This is a genomic window from Psychrobacter sp. P2G3 (genome assembly GCF_001593285.1).
GTDB lineage: Bacteria > Pseudomonadota > Gammaproteobacteria > Pseudomonadales > Moraxellaceae > Psychrobacter.
The window spans coordinates 2,992,783-3,006,897 of sequence record NZ_CP012529.1 but is presented as its reverse complement, the minus strand read 5'-3'; the positions used below and the strand labels follow the sequence as shown (position 1 = coordinate 3,006,897).

The window sequence follows — 14,115 nt, the reverse complement described above, 5'->3', positions numbered from 1 at the left end:
CCACTATAAAAGAGTTACAGCATTAACCTCGCTTGAAGTATTACTTATACATCTGCACTCGGTTGCCTTGACCCTCTTTTAAATTGAATCAACTATATTATAATAAGCAGTTATCGACTGCGCGCATTCACTACATTTCATACTGTTTTTTTGTTGTTTATTTAATTGAGTTCAAATCCCTATGTCACAAGCCCAAATTGATACGCTAGCATCCCTATTTAATGATGCTATTCGCACCCTACAAGCTGATGGTGAGCTACCAGCTGATTGGCAGAATAATAGCCAAATTACTCGTACTAAAGACCTTAGTCATGGTGATTTTGCTAGTAATATCGCGCTCACGGCCGCCAAAGCAGCTAAGACCAACCCACGTCAGCTTGCTGAAAAGATTGTCAGCGCGTTACCTGAAAACCAAAATATTCGCCAAGTAGAAATCGCAGGCCCGGGGTTCATTAATGTATTCTTAAATGCCGAAGCTAAATTTGCCGTATTGGACGATATTTTTAAGTTGCAGGAGCGTTTTGGTTTAAGCGATCAGTTTGAAGGACAAAAAGTACAAGTTGAGTTCGTTTCTGCCAATCCAACGTCTAGCCTACATGTTGGTCACGGACGCGGTGCCGCATTCGGTATGAGCGTGGCAAACCTGCTTGAAGCAATCGGTTATGACGTTACGCGTGAGTATTATGTCAACGATGCCGGTCGTCAAATGGATATCTTGGCGACCAGTACTTATTTACGTTATCTAGAGACCAATGGTGAGCAAATAGTATTCCCAGTCAATGGTTATCAAGGTGACTATGTCAGTGATATTGCCCAGACATTAAAAATGCAACATGGTAATAGCTATGTACATAGCTTTGCAGAAATTGCTGAAGATGTGCCAGAAGATGCTCAGTTTGAGATAAACGCTGATGGCGAAAAGACATTGCTGTCAGGCGATAAAGAAGCGCACATCGATGGGCTTATTTTCAACAGCAAAGCCTTGCTTGGCGATAGCTATGAGCTGTTTTTAAATGCGGCATTAAGTAGTATTTTAGCCGATATCAAAGACGACTTAAACGACTTTGGCGTACGCTATGAATGCTGGTTCAGTGAAAGATCTATTGATAGCGAGATTGAACCTGCCCTGCAAGTGTTAGATAAAAAAGGCTATCTATACGAAAAAGACGGTAATATTTGGTTCAAATCGACTGATTTCGGTGACGAAAAAGATCGTGTTGTACGCCGTGCTAACGGTCAGACGACCTATTTTGCTTCTGATATTGCTTATCATAAAAACAAGTTTGATCGCGGTTTTGATAAAGTCATTAACGTCTGGGGCGCAGACCATCATGGTTATGTACCACGGGTAAAAGCGGCACTATTAGCGCTTGGTATCGATGCTGAACGTCTTGATGTGGTATTGGTACAGTTTGTGGCATTATGGCGCGGTAGTGAAAAAGTGCAAATGTCGTCACGTTCGGGCAAGTTTGTCACCTTACGTGAGCTGCGTCACGAAGTGGGTAATGATGCGGCGCGTTTCTATTATGTGGCACGCAAACCAGAGGTACATGTTGATTTTGATTTAGAGCTTGCCAAATCACAAAGCAAAGATAATCAAGTTTATTATATCCAGTACGCACATGCGCGTGTTTGCCGCGTGTTAGAGAAGCTGCAAAAAAGCGGTCTTGTTGTGAACGATGCGATTGGTCTTGAGCATCAAAACTTGCTCACTGCCCCTAATGAAGATGAGCTGATTAAACTACTAGCAGGTTATCCGGCGACATTACTACGAGCCGCGACAGGTTACGAGCCGCATGTATTGACCAATTATCTAAAAGATTTAGCCGCGTTATTTCATGGTTGGTATGACACCAATCGTATTTTGCCTGTAAGCTTGACCTCAGGTGAGACGCCAAGTCAGGAAGAAGTTGATTTGATGCAAGCGCGTCTACGTTTGTCTAAAGCCGTACGTCAAGTATTGGCCAACGGGCTTAGTTTATTAGGGTTGTCTGCACCGTCTAGCATGTAGTACAGATACAGGCGACTGATAGCAATAATTTGATTATGATAGATAGATTCAGTAGGGAGAAAGAGATCCATGCTAGCCAAAAAACCTAAAGGTGCGACTGAAAAGCGCAAATCAAGTAGCGTATCAGGCTTATTATGGATGTTTGTCGGGGCCATATTAACCCTTATGATCGGGGTATTTTTATACCTCTCACCATTATTTAACTTTAGTCCTGCTGATAGCACTGCTGGGACAGACCCTGATCGTCAGGTACAACAACGTGTTGAGACCGATACTGATAATAGCGATTATGAGTTCTATGATATTTTGCCCAATCAAGAAATGGCCACTATTCCTGATGAAGATATTGGTGAGACAGGTGATGGTCAAGTAGGTGATATGGGTGCTTTTGAGCCAGATGTGGTTGTCACTCAGCCTGAAAATAACTCTACCAGTCGCAATGATGATACAGGTAACTTCGGTATCTCTGAAAGCACCGTTATTGAGCCTAATCGTGGTAATAGTGCGGCAACTAACAATAGTGGCGATGATATTGTTATTGTCGAAGAAGATGCAACCTATGATGGGTCAGCGCCTGCTGGAAATACGGCAAACCGAGCAAATAACACAGGTGCGGGTACTGCAAGCATCCAACAAGCTAAACCTGCTGCCACTTATATTTTGCAAATCAATAGCTTCGGTGATGCGGATGAAGCCGATCGCCGCCGTGCGCAAGTACTGATGGCTGGTGTAGACGCTAGAGTTGTGAAAAATACGACGGGTAATGGTCTGCCAATTTATCAAGTCATTTCGCGCCCGATGAATAGCCGTCAAGCAGTGACCACTGCACAGCAGCGCTTACAAAATAATGGGATCGACTCTATTATCGTTGAGCAGCGTCGTTAGTTTTAACTATCTATAATAGTTTTAGTCATCTGTTCATGATAAAAAAAGCGTCGTAATGACGTTTTTTTTATCTCTTATTTTTACTCAGCTGTTTTATTGTACCTTGCTTATCAAACATCCACGAAGAGTATAGCTATGACTGTATCTAACTCCGCAACAGCATCTACTGGCATGATTAAAACATTTTTTCAAAAGTATTTTATCGATGCCTTTACAGGTATGGCTCTAGGTCTGTTTGTCACCCTGATTGCTGGTCTTATCATCTCACAAATCGGTGGCTGGTTAGACTTGCCCGCATTGGTCGCTGTCGGCAAGCTGGGTTCGATTTTGATGGGCGCTGGTATCGGAGTGGGTATTGCTTATTACCTTAAAGCACCAACGTTAGTCATGCTCAGTTGCTTGGTAGCAGGCATGCTTGGGGCACATTCTGAAGCACTAATGGCAGGGACGCTTTTCACGTCGCAAGTGGGCGGACCTGCAACCTTTGTGGCTTTACCTGGTAATCCGATAGGGGCGTATTTGGCATCAGTATTTGCTTATCGTGCTGGTACTTGGGTCGCGGGTAAGACTAAGCTCGATATTTTGTTGGTGCCGTTATTAGTATGTGGTGTTGCTCTATTGGTCTGTGCGCTACTCAATCCACCTATCGTCGCTGCTGTCGATGCCATTGGACAAGGTATCCAAGCGGCCACTGAGCTACAACCATTATTAATGGGTATTGTCATTGCAGTGGTGGTTGGTATTTTATTGACACTGCCAACTTCAAGCGCGGCGATTTGTATTGCCATTGGGCTTGGTGGTTTGGCTGGTGGGGCAGCTGTCGTTGGCTGCGCAGCACATATGATTGGCTTTGCCGTTGCCAGTTTCAAAGATAACGGTGTGAGTGGTGTAGTATCTCAAGGTCTCGGCACGAGTATGCTACAAATTCCTAATGTATTAAGAAAGCCGCTAATACTATTACCAGCAGTTATCGCTAGCGCCATCGTCGGTCCTATCGCGACGGTAGGCTTTGGACTAGCCTGTACGGCTACAGGCGCTGGTATGGGAACTGCGGGACTGGTTGGCGTGTTTGGCGTTATTGAAGCGTCGCAAGGTATTATGAGCACAACGGAGTTATGGACAGCGATTATTTTATTAATGTTTATATTACCAGCTGTGATTGCTGGAACAGTCGCTTATGTGATGCGCCGTATGGGCTGGTTAGTTGCTGGTGATATGAAGCTGCCTTAAGCTTTATAAGTTTGAATATCTTTAATGATTTCTAAAATAGAAAAGCCCAGCTATCTAAATTAACTGGGCTTTTTATACGGGAAATTTTGGCTATATCTTAAGCGCCTTTTTAACGACGAACATCCTTGGGGGCATCACCGTTTGGCCAATCTTTATCTTTATTAGCTTTTACAGGGCGTGGTAAATGAGTAAAGTAGCCAGCAATATCGACCGCTTCTTGATCACTTAGCGAGTTGCCTTGCCCAAATGGCATTTTACCTTTGATAAAGGATGCAGCGGTATAAGTTCGTGCCATACCTGCGCCATCGTTAAAGGACTTGTCTCCGGCAACAGCTGGATAAACATAGGTGCCATCATCGTTATACTGACCTTCTCCATTCTCTCCATGACAAACGCTACATTTTTCAGCAAATAGTTTTTTGCCATTATCACTGTTTGGCTCTAAGGTTTTATCTACCTTAACAAAGCCACGGCCTTCAGGTGAGACGCCGTAAGGTAAGTCTTGCGACAACCAGCTCATATAAGACACCATTGCGTTCATATCATCTGAACCTAAATCAAGCGCCTTGCCATTCATTGAGCGCTCAAAACAACCATTGATCCTCTCTTGAATGGTATTGACACGACCAGCACGTGTGCGATAAATAGGATAAATACCTGGCATACCGTTCCAAGGTGCAGCGTAGGCTTCTGAACCGTTGCCCAAGTGACAGCTGGTACAGTTAAGCTGGTTGCCCACGTTATCTGGCAATTCTTTATAAGTATGATTGGCAATTTGTAGGCCACGGCGTACCGCTGCGCCAAATTCATCATTTGGAATAGTAGACTCATCTGGCATGCTAATGGTTAGTTTGGCACTTGGCTTTGCGATCATGTCCTCTCTAATTTCTGCTGCACGTGCTTCAAGTGATTTTACTCGTGCTAAGGCTTCAGCTTCTTCGACACGGTCAACAGCTTTGGTATCAGTTTCACTACAAGCTGTCATGCTCGCAGTACCAATAGTAAGGATAGCAGCCATGAGGATGGAAAGGGAAGGCTTGACCCTTAAGTTGGTTCGTAAAATTATTTTCATTGGAATATCCTTATTATAAAAAATAATATGTAAATCCGTATTTTCGTGATAACTTAATCTGCATGATGACAATAATAAACTTAAATTTCGTGGAAACGATTGAATAAGTAATCAATCTGTGAGTTGCCAGTAACATTATTGTATCAAATATAAATATGTAAAGTATATAAAAACGTAAAGTGTTTTTATATTTAAGATAAATGTTAATTTAATTTTATTAAATATAAGAACCTTTCTATTATTCTATTGATAAAAAAAGCGCTTAAACATTGCTAGTGTTTAAGCGCTTTTTTACGAGTAATAACTTCTAGAATAGATTATTTGTCCATGCTTGGTTTTTTATTGCGACGCGGTTTTAGCTTGCGAGACAACTTATTAACATCGTTTAACATTTGACTATAACTCGCTGGAAATACGCGCTGTACAGCATCTATCATCTTGGCATCATTACCAATCAAACAGCGTGGCTGATTGGTCGCGGTAGCATGCAAGATAATCCAAGCGGCCTCGCTGGCATCAAATTTCAAAAACTTATTAAAACTTCTAATAGCTTTGGGGCCAGTACGCATGCCAATGTCGTTTATGCTGTCATTACCGCGTGCACTGTTGGCGATATTGGTTTTGATACCACCTGGATGGATACAAGTTGCTGACACGCCGCAGCGCTGGATATCTAACTCTTGGCGCAGGCTTTCGGTAAAGCCGCGTACAGCGAATTTGCTGGCGTTATAAGCAGATTGTGAAGGCTGAGCAGTCAAACCAAATAAGCTTGAGATATTTACGATATGACCATGCTCATTAAACTGGCGTGATTTGCTTTTTTTGCCATTACTGTAATCAATTTCGCTTTGTTTCACACTGTTTTTAATCAGTGGCAAAAACGCCTTAGTGCCATAAACCACACCCCAAAAGTTGATATCCATTACCCATTCAAGCTCGCTAATGCTACTGCCCTCTACGGTAGAGTAGAGTGCCACGCCTGCATTATTAAAGATAAAATTTACTTTGCCATGATTGCTCATGACCTCATCTGCCCAAGCTTCAACCGCTTTATTGTCTGAGACATCGAGTATTGTGGTGGTCACTTTTATATCGTAACCAACGAGTAAATCCTTGGTTTGTGTCAACTGCTCAGCATTGATATCGGATAGCGCGACATGACAGCCCATTTGCGCTAAATGAATGGCAATCTCGCGCCCCATGCCAGAGCCGGCACCAGTGATAGCCCCGACATGATCGCGATAATAGGGAGCAATGTCATGGTCTTGATTGGATGAAAAAGGCAAGTGTTGGCGTAATGAGCTCGCCATAGAGGTCAGGTTACGAAGCATAATATACAGTCCTTTGTATCATAGGTGTAGTCAGTTCGAAATAAAATCGATACGTCAATATTGTCGTGCTACTGGTATAAATTTTACTTGCTTGCTGTGTCTACGCTGACAGAGGCTGCGCAAAATATATCCCAGCAGCACTGTATCGGTTCTAAAGCGAATCGACTATAGTAGGTATTCAAACGTGCAATTTACGCTAGAATACATAAGCTAAATATAAGAATTTAAACAGAACATCTACCTTAGCATGATTTTAATTTTATCTACTTATCATTAATAGACGCAGCTGTCATTTTCGGTGTAATGGACATTTTGAGGATTCAGTGAAGACAAATAAACAGACATAAAAAAAGCGTCTTAGCACGATATGCTAGACGCTTTTTCTACAGTGATAGCCAGTTAATGATAATTAACTGGCTTAATTGAACAATAAATTAAGCAATTTTAGGTGTTTTACCTTCGTTGATAACCTGCTCATCAACCATTACTGTTTTTGCGTTCTTCATTGATGGTAGCTCATACATGGTTTCAAGTAAGGCATTTTCAACGATAGAGCGCAGACCACGCGCACCCGTTTTACGCTCCATGGCTTTTTTGGCGATAGCAGCAAGCGCTTCATCGGTAAAGCTAATATCAGCACCTTCCATATCGAACAGATATTTGTACTGCTTAACTAGAGCATTCTTAGGCTCTGTCAAAATCTGTTTAAGGGCTTCTTCATCCAGCTCTTGTAATGCAGCTAGTACAGGTAGACGACCAATCAATTCTGGAATAAGACCAAATTTGATTAAATCTTCTGGCTCAACTTGTTGTAGTAAGTCTGAACTGCGACGGCTGTCATCTTTTGAGCTCACATCAGCATTAAAGCCAATACCGCCTTTTTCAGTACGCTGCTGAATCACTTGATCAAGACCTGCAAATGCACCACCAACGATGATGAGGATATTGCTGGTATCTACTTGAATTAGCTCTTGCTGTGGATGCTTACGTCCACCGTGTGGCGGGATAGCAGCTACCGTACCTTCGATGAGCTTTAGCAAGGCTTGTTGTACGCCTTCGCCTGACACATCACGAGTGATAGACGGGTTATCGCCTTTTTTACTGATTTTATCAATCTCATCAATATAGATGATACCTTGCTCAGCTTTACTCACATCATAGTCAGACGCTTGCAATAGTTTTTGCACGATGTTTTCAACGTCTTCACCGACATAACCTGCTTCGGTCAAAGTAGTAGCATCCGCCATCGCAAAAGGTACATCTAATAGACGCGCCAATGTTTGCGCCAGTAATGTCTTACCAGAACCGGTTGGACCAATCAGCAAAATATTACTCTTAGCCAACTCAACCATCGCATCGTCAGCGCCAATCTTAGATTTTTTACTGTCATTAGCTAAGGTTTGGCTGACTTTTAGACGCTTATAATGGTTATAAACGGCAACAGCTAACGCCTTTTTAGCAGCGTCTTGACCGATAACGTACTCATCAAGCTTGGCACGCAACTCTTTAGGCGTTGGCAGTTTTTTATTGACCCATGAGGTATCAATCTCGCCATCAGAATCATCATCAGTAGCACTATCAGCGATTAAATCGGTACATAATTCAATGCATTCGTTACAGATATTGGCATCATCAGCGGCAATTAGCTGCTTAACTTCGCTTTTGGCTTTACCACAAAACGAGCAATGCGGGTTGTTATCTTCTGCCATATACAGGCACTCCTAAAATTTAAAACTCATACCATTCCCAAAAAACAAGCAGACACTCAGTCATTAAAACTGGTCAGACTCGCGAAGTCTACAGGCGTAGTACTTACGCTCATCTTCCGCGTTATCTTTAGTTTTTGGAAAAGGTATTATCGTTAACTTCATATTATATAGCTGCAAAGCAGATGCTTCTATTACAACGAAGCAGGGCGGCGTTCTAATACTTCATCAACCAGACCGTATTCTTTTGCTTCTTTGGCATCTAACCAAAAGTCACGCTCAACGTCTTTTTCGATTTTCTCTACTGGTTGACCAGTACGCTCAGCCAAAATCTCGTTTAAGCGCGCACGAGTTTTTAGAATCTCACGAGCATTAATCTCGATATCTGTTGCCTGACCTTGTGCACCGCCTGAAGGCTGGTGAATCATAACGCGAGAATTAGCTAGCGCATAACGTTTGCCTTTTTGACCAGCGGCCAACAGGAAAGAACCCATGCTATAAGCACCGCCCATACAAATGGTAGATACTTCAGGCTTGATAAAGTTCATGGTATCAAAGATAGCCAAACCAGCACTTACTGAGCCGCCTGGTGAATTGATATATAAATGAATGTCTTTATCAGGGTTTTCAGCTTCTAAGAATAATAGCTGCGCTACGATAAGGTTAGCCATATGGTCTTCGACTTGACCCGTCAAGAAGATAACGCGCTCACGTAATAGACGCGAGAAAATATCAAAAGAGCGTTCACCGCGTGACGATTGCTCAACGACCATCGGTACTAAAGCACCTTGAGTATTTTGAGCGCTTTGCACATTAGTGTGTGCACTCATTAGCATATCGAAATGAGGGTTAGCAGTGATGCGTTCATAATCTGTCATAAAATGTCCTATAAATAAATAATTGCATAAAATAGTTATATAGAATGAGCTAAGGATTTTGCAATGATACGGTGTAATAGCTGTACGTTAAATAGCGTATCGAATAATAATCGTGTTTAAGTGTTATAAAATATTAAACTCTGCTCAACATGAATTTGCTGTAATCAACAATAATTATGATTCATTACAACAACTGGAACTATGATAACTGGTTTAATTATTGGGCTGTATCTAATTTCAGTTAACTTTAATAATAATGCTCAATAACTGTGCTTTCATAATAGCTACGTTCACAATAACTACTTAAACCACTATATGAAGAATTGTCCCCTATTGATAGGGTGTCTGTGCACAATTATCAAGGGGCTAGCCCATAAACCACGAATAAAAATGCCCTAACAAGTTGTCAGGGCATTCATAATACATTCTAAACCAATAGCGCTAAAACGCTAAATTACATAGCTTGTTGCTGTTGTTGCTGAGCAGCAAGTAGGTCTTGGTAGCTAACTTCTTTGTCAGTTACTTTACCTTGCTCGATTAGATAATCAACCACTTGGTCTTCTAGAACCACAGACTCAATGTTTGCACGTTGTTGCTTATCAGTCGTGTAGTACTCAATTACTTCTGCTGGATCTTCGTAGTTTTCTGCTGCTTCTTTAATGAAGGTTTCAACGCGATCTTGATCTACTTCTATTTTTTGCGTGTCGATAACACGGGCAACGATGATACCAAGACGGGCAGCACGTAGCGCTTGCTCTTCAAACAGCTCGTTTGGCAGCATGTCTTTATCAAAGCTCTCAGCATTCGCACCGAACTGCTGAGAAAAACGTTGCATCATCATGTTGCGTTGACGCTCGATTTCTTGCTCTAGCATAGCGTTTGGTACGTCAAACTCGTTCTTTTCTAACAATGCATCAAAAGTCGCTTGCTTAACTTGGCTACGGGCAGCGTTTTTAATTTCGCGTTCCATGTTTTTGCGCACGTCAGCTTTTAGCTTCTCAACACCGCCTTCTTTTACGCCGAATAGCTCAAGGAACTCTTCATTGATTTCTGGTAGCTTAGACTTTTCAACCAATTTTACGTTGATTTTGAACTGTGCTTCTTTACCAGCCAAGTTTTCAGCTTGATAATCTTCTGGGAAAGTTACGTCGATTGTTTTTTCTTCGCCAGCTTTCATGCCTTTGATGCCAGCTTCAAAACCTGGAATCATCTGGTTGCTACCGATGACTAGTTTGAAGTCTTCAGCAGAGCCGCCTTCGAATTTTTCGCCGTCGATTGAGCCTTCAAAGTCAAAAGTAACCTGATTGCCTTTATCAGCTTTACCTTTTTTCTCAACGAACTCTTCACGCTGCTTTTGCAAGTTTTCGATCATGGTGTCAACGTCTTCCTCTTTAACAGACGCAGAATGACGCTCAACTTCGATCTCATTAATACCTTGGACGTCAACTTCTGGGAAGATCTCAACAGTCGCTTGATAAACTAAGAAGTCGTCTTCAAGTTTTACATCGTCAATATTAGGCATGCCTACGGCACGGATATCTTCAGATTTAATCGCTTCAAATACAGTATCGCGGATGACATCGTTGATAACTTCTTGTTGAATACCAGCACCATACTGAGAGCGGATATGCGACATAGGGACGTTACCTTTACGGAAACCGTCAATCTTGGCAGTTTTCGCAACTTGGCGAATACGACCTTCAACTTTGTTTTGAATTTTTTCGACAGGAACTTTCACAGTCAGCTGAGTTTCTTTTTCCGACAGCTTGTTGGTTGTGACTTGTAAATCTGTAGCCATGTTGATTACACCTTTATGATTAAAATAACAGGCAATCGCACCTCAAAATACGTACGGGTTATGTCGATTGCCATTGGAATGAATAGGGTTTTCGATACTTATATCTCGATAATCAGATAGAGCAAATAACCATATCTGATATCCAATATCGAGAGTGAATCACTAGCGTTCTCTACCTAATGCGCTTCAATCACCATTGCTCTTTCATAAATGGTAGAGATAACCGGATTCTTTCGATAAAATTTTAAAAGTAGAACAGTATAATCTATCTGTTAATTAAAGTAAAAGCTATCTGTCACGATAGGCGGTAGGCAAAATCGCTAATAAACTTATACTAAAAATTAACACTGAGAAACTTATATTAATAAAAACTACTAATTGTACTGACTATCAATGGTTATAACTAAATAGTTACAACTGTTGTAATAGCTGCCGAATGGCTTGACCACGATGGCTGATGCTATTTTTATCAGTGGCGCTTAAGCTTGCCGCTGTCGCTTGTATATCTGCCAACCAAAACAGTGGATCATAACCAAACCCACCATCACCATGCGGTGCATCTAAGATTTCACCGTGCCACAAGCCTTGTGCGATAATCGGTAGCGGATCATCAGCATGGCGTACCATTGCTAGTACGCAAACAAACATGCCTTTAATAGGAGCATTTGGTTGCTCATCACGGATAGGCTGCAAGTCAGTGACGAGCTTGGCGTTGTTCTTGGCATCATTGCCGTGCTCACCTGCATAGCGAGCCGAGTAGATGCCCGGTGCATTACCCAATACGGGAACACATAAGCCTGAATCATCGGCAATAGCAGGTAATCCACTGACTCGGCTAGCATGACGTGCCTTAATAATGGCATTTTCAACGAAGCTTAAGCCGTCCTCGACAGCGTCATCAATGTTTAACTGCCCTTGCGGTACGATAGTAACGTCTAAGTTGGCTTCAGCGAACAGTCTTTTAAATTCTGCAAGCTTGCCTTTATTATTACTGGCGAGCACCCATTTTTTTGGCATGTGATTTTGAGTAGATTCGGGTGATGATGAAGCATAGCTCATAAGATATGTCCGTTATTGTTTGATGAAACTGACTAGGTTTCAGAAAGTTTAAAGGCTCTAATATGCTGACTATATTATCGCATAACCTTTTTCGCTCAAAACAGTTGCGTTATTCATACTGAAAATTAATAATAAGAGTTAAGGAAAATAGTTACCTTTATTCGCAGTATTTAGCGTTTAAAGCCTTATAAATAGGGACTATAACATTCGGTAACTGATATTGTCCTAATGTGTTGCTATAATAGCTGGCAAGCTACAGTGAATTATAGCTTATAGCTTGTGAATTTAAAGTTAATAATAGCTTTTAAGTCAATCACTTGGCTTTTAAGTGAATAACAATGCTTACGCTAATTTGTTTAAATTAGCCTTTAGATTCATCCTGATGGGACTAGCTCATCAAGCAATAACGTTCATTCATTAACAATAAACCCAGCCAATTTAGCTCGGTGTTTTGTGTATTGTCTTTAAGATAAACAAAATACGAGTGGCCAAATAAGCAAGGATAAAATAACTATGTCAAAGATTACTTTACCAGACCTACCTTATGCAAAAGACGCACTTGAGCCGCATATCAGCGCTGAGACGTTAGAATATCATCATGATAAGCATCATGCTGCCTATGTAAACAAGTTAAACGATTTGCTACCAGGTTCTGGTCTAGAAGACAAAACATTGCCAGAAATCATCGAAGCGACGTCAAAAGATGACAGCAAGCAAGGTATGTTTAACCAAGCAGCGCAAGTATGGAACCACACGTTCTATTGGAACTGCATGACGCCAGACAATGGCGGCGGCGAACCTACTGGCGATCTAAAAGCCAAAATCGAAGAAGATTTTGGTAGCTATGATAAGTTCCGTGAAGAGTTTAAAAATGCAGCGTTAACGCAGTTCGGTTCTGGTTGGGCATGGTTAGTTGCTGATAAAGAAGGCGGCAAACTGTCTATCGCTAAAACTGCTAATGCTGATACGCCACTGGCACATGGTCAAGTAGCGGTATTGACTTGTGATGTGTGGGAACATGCGTATTACATTGATTATCGTAACCGTCGTCCTGACTATGTTGACACGTTCCTAGATAAGCTAGTGAACTGGGACTACGCAAACGCTAAATATAAAGGTCAAGATGCTGGCGTTGAAGAGTAATCTTTAATACTTAAGTATTTGATTAATAAAAAAGGACGCTGAGAGGCGTCCTTTTTTTGTGGTTTTTATATATTTGAAAGCAAAGAAATCTCCATTTCAGAAAGAGAGATCAAATTCAGTAAGAGAGGTAGGGTGTAATTTACTTTCAATTAGAGAAGTCAAGTCTTGTGCTCTAGTAACTAACTCCCTCAATATCTCTACTGATAGCTCAATTTTAGTGTTTTCTTTGTCATAACCTGCTCGGTGTACACAATGATGTCTAATTATAACAGCCTTAAATAGCCAACTAATATCACCAAACTCACAATCCAAAACGTCCTTATACATAGGTTTTACTTTTTTGAGATCATGAAATATCAAGTCTTTTAAGTAATTAGCAACTGTAATCTTCAGCTTTTCTTGTTCTTCAAAAATTTCTTTAAGGGTAAATTTCATATTTGAAAATTTAGGATCAGTTTCAATAAGCTTCCTAGTTAATTCTTCAGAGTTAGTCACTTTATGTATAAAAGTAGAAGATAGATAGGCTTCTACTGCTGCAACCACGTGACCATACAGCATGACTAATAGGCTAAAATAAGCTTCTGCATCGATGTCAGCCTCAAGAATTTTTTCAACACTTTTTATATGATTCTGAAAAATTTCGATTTGAGTTTCGCTTTGCATTATCCATGCTAACTCATCATCATTATAATCTGACTCTGGAAAGTAAGGCATTCCAAAACTTACATCGGTACTTCCATCACTTGTTACATAACAATCAGCTCCCGAAAAGGTGTTTACTACAAGTATTTCATGTTCTTTGTGACATTTATCGCAATGGATTTCTTCATAATGTTCACTGCCACTATCTTTATTCTGTTCAGCCATAAAATTAGGTGCTGGTACATAAACGGTTTCTTTTATCCGCTCACCACATTCACATGAAAATGATATGTCCATTAGCATCATTTAATAAACACTCCTTTAATAATATTTTGATTCACGTATTTACCTTACTTTATA

At 41.1% G+C, this 14,115-nt stretch carries 11 protein-coding genes; 4 read left to right on the top strand and 7 right to left on the bottom strand.

Features of this window, described 5'->3' with window-relative positions; genetic code table 11:
* Window positions 1–181 precede the first annotated feature (181 nt).
* From argS to AK823_RS12270, 3 genes are all read left to right on the top strand, one after another.
* Window positions 182–2,011, top strand: coding sequence for an arginine--tRNA ligase (gene argS, locus AK823_RS12280; protein WP_068329573.1), 1,830 nt, complete (start codon window positions 182–184; stop codon window positions 2,009–2,011).
* A gap of 69 nt (window positions 2,012–2,080) precedes the next feature.
* Complete coding sequence (locus tag AK823_RS12275; protein ID WP_068329571.1) at window positions 2,081–2,896, top strand: SPOR domain-containing protein; 816 nt, start codon at window positions 2,081–2,083, stop codon at window positions 2,894–2,896.
* A gap of 135 nt (window positions 2,897–3,031) precedes the next feature.
* Window positions 3,032–4,126 (top strand): PTS sugar transporter subunit IIC, encoded by a 1,095-nt coding sequence (locus tag AK823_RS12270; RefSeq protein WP_068329569.1) that lies wholly within the window; start codon window positions 3,032–3,034, stop codon window positions 4,124–4,126.
* A 109-nt stretch (window positions 4,127–4,235) separates the two neighbouring features.
* Here the strand turns inward: AK823_RS12270 and AK823_RS12265 are convergent, their stop codons facing one another.
* The 6 genes from AK823_RS12265 to rdgB form a co-directional block, all read right to left on the bottom strand.
* The gene (locus AK823_RS12265) at window positions 4,236–5,198 is read right to left on the bottom strand and encodes a c-type cytochrome (protein WP_068329567.1); all 963 of its coding nucleotides are present in this window, start codon (window positions 5,196–5,198) and stop codon (window positions 4,236–4,238) included.
* Between the two features lie 317 nt (window positions 5,199–5,515).
* The gene (locus AK823_RS12260; RefSeq protein ID WP_082785724.1) at window positions 5,516–6,529 is read right to left on the bottom strand and encodes an SDR family NAD(P)-dependent oxidoreductase; all 1,014 of its coding nucleotides are present in this window, start codon (window positions 6,527–6,529) and stop codon (window positions 5,516–5,518) included.
* A gap of 434 nt (window positions 6,530–6,963) precedes the next feature.
* Window positions 6,964–8,238 (bottom strand): ATP-dependent protease ATP-binding subunit ClpX, encoded by a 1,275-nt coding sequence (gene clpX, locus AK823_RS12255; protein WP_068329565.1) that lies wholly within the window; start codon window positions 8,236–8,238, stop codon window positions 6,964–6,966.
* A 191-nt stretch (window positions 8,239–8,429) separates the two neighbouring features.
* Entirely contained in the window at window positions 8,430–9,065 is a 636-nt protein-coding gene (gene clpP / locus AK823_RS12250; protein WP_203226545.1) for an ATP-dependent Clp endopeptidase proteolytic subunit ClpP, read from the bottom strand.
* A gap of 502 nt (window positions 9,066–9,567) precedes the next feature.
* On the bottom strand, window positions 9,568–10,911 hold the full coding sequence (gene tig, locus AK823_RS12245; RefSeq protein WP_068038105.1) for a trigger factor: 1,344 nt from the start codon (window positions 10,909–10,911) through the stop codon (window positions 9,568–9,570).
* Window positions 10,912–11,322: 411 nt separating this feature from the next.
* A complete protein-coding gene (gene rdgB / locus AK823_RS12240; protein ID WP_228138951.1) occupies window positions 11,323–11,928 on the bottom strand; it encodes an RdgB/HAM1 family non-canonical purine NTP pyrophosphatase in 606 nt (201 codons plus the stop codon).
* Window positions 11,929–12,483: 555 nt separating this feature from the next.
* On the opposite strand from rdgB, the gene AK823_RS12235 reads away from it, so the two are divergent.
* Window positions 12,484–13,113 carry a superoxide dismutase gene (locus AK823_RS12235; protein WP_068038098.1) on the top strand — a complete coding sequence of 210 codons (630 nt, stop codon included), beginning with the start codon at window positions 12,484–12,486 and terminating at the stop codon, window positions 13,111–13,113.
* Window positions 13,114–13,209: 96 nt separating this feature from the next.
* Here the strand turns inward: AK823_RS12235 and AK823_RS12230 are convergent, their stop codons facing one another.
* Window positions 13,210–14,061, bottom strand: coding sequence for a hypothetical protein (locus tag AK823_RS12230; RefSeq protein WP_068329560.1), 852 nt, complete (start codon window positions 14,059–14,061; stop codon window positions 13,210–13,212).
* Window positions 14,062–14,115 lie beyond the last annotated feature (54 nt).

What these genes read in the sequence shown, in the direction of transcription:
- AK823_RS12235 (WP_068038098.1), top strand. Translation starts at nt 12,484, where the DNA reads ATGTCAAAGATTACTTTACCAGACCTACCTTATGCAAAAGACGCACTT.
- clpP (WP_203226545.1), bottom strand. Translation starts at nt 9,065, where the DNA reads ATGAGTGCACACACTAATGTGCAAAGCGCTCAAAATACTCAAGGTGCT.
- AK823_RS12270 (WP_068329569.1), top strand. Translation starts at nt 3,032, where the DNA reads ATGACTGTATCTAACTCCGCAACAGCATCTACTGGCATGATTAAAACA.
- rdgB (WP_228138951.1), bottom strand. Translation starts at nt 11,928, where the DNA reads ATGCCAAAAAAATGGGTGCTCGCCAGTAATAATAAAGGCAAGCTTGCA.
- AK823_RS12275 (WP_068329571.1), top strand. Translation starts at nt 2,081, where the DNA reads ATGCTAGCCAAAAAACCTAAAGGTGCGACTGAAAAGCGCAAATCAAGT.
- AK823_RS12265 (WP_068329567.1), bottom strand. Translation starts at nt 5,198, where the DNA reads ATGAAAATAATTTTACGAACCAACTTAAGGGTCAAGCCTTCCCTTTCC.
- AK823_RS12230 (WP_068329560.1), bottom strand. Translation starts at nt 14,061, where the DNA reads ATGATGCTAATGGACATATCATTTTCATGTGAATGTGGTGAGCGGATA.
- AK823_RS12260 (WP_082785724.1), bottom strand. Translation starts at nt 6,529, where the DNA reads ATGCTTCGTAACCTGACCTCTATGGCGAGCTCATTACGCCAACACTTG.
- clpX (WP_068329565.1), bottom strand. Translation starts at nt 8,238, where the DNA reads ATGGCAGAAGATAACAACCCGCATTGCTCGTTTTGTGGTAAAGCCAAA.
- tig (WP_068038105.1), bottom strand. Translation starts at nt 10,911, where the DNA reads ATGGCTACAGATTTACAAGTCACAACCAACAAGCTGTCGGAAAAAGAA.
- argS (WP_068329573.1), top strand. Translation starts at nt 182, where the DNA reads ATGTCACAAGCCCAAATTGATACGCTAGCATCCCTATTTAATGATGCT.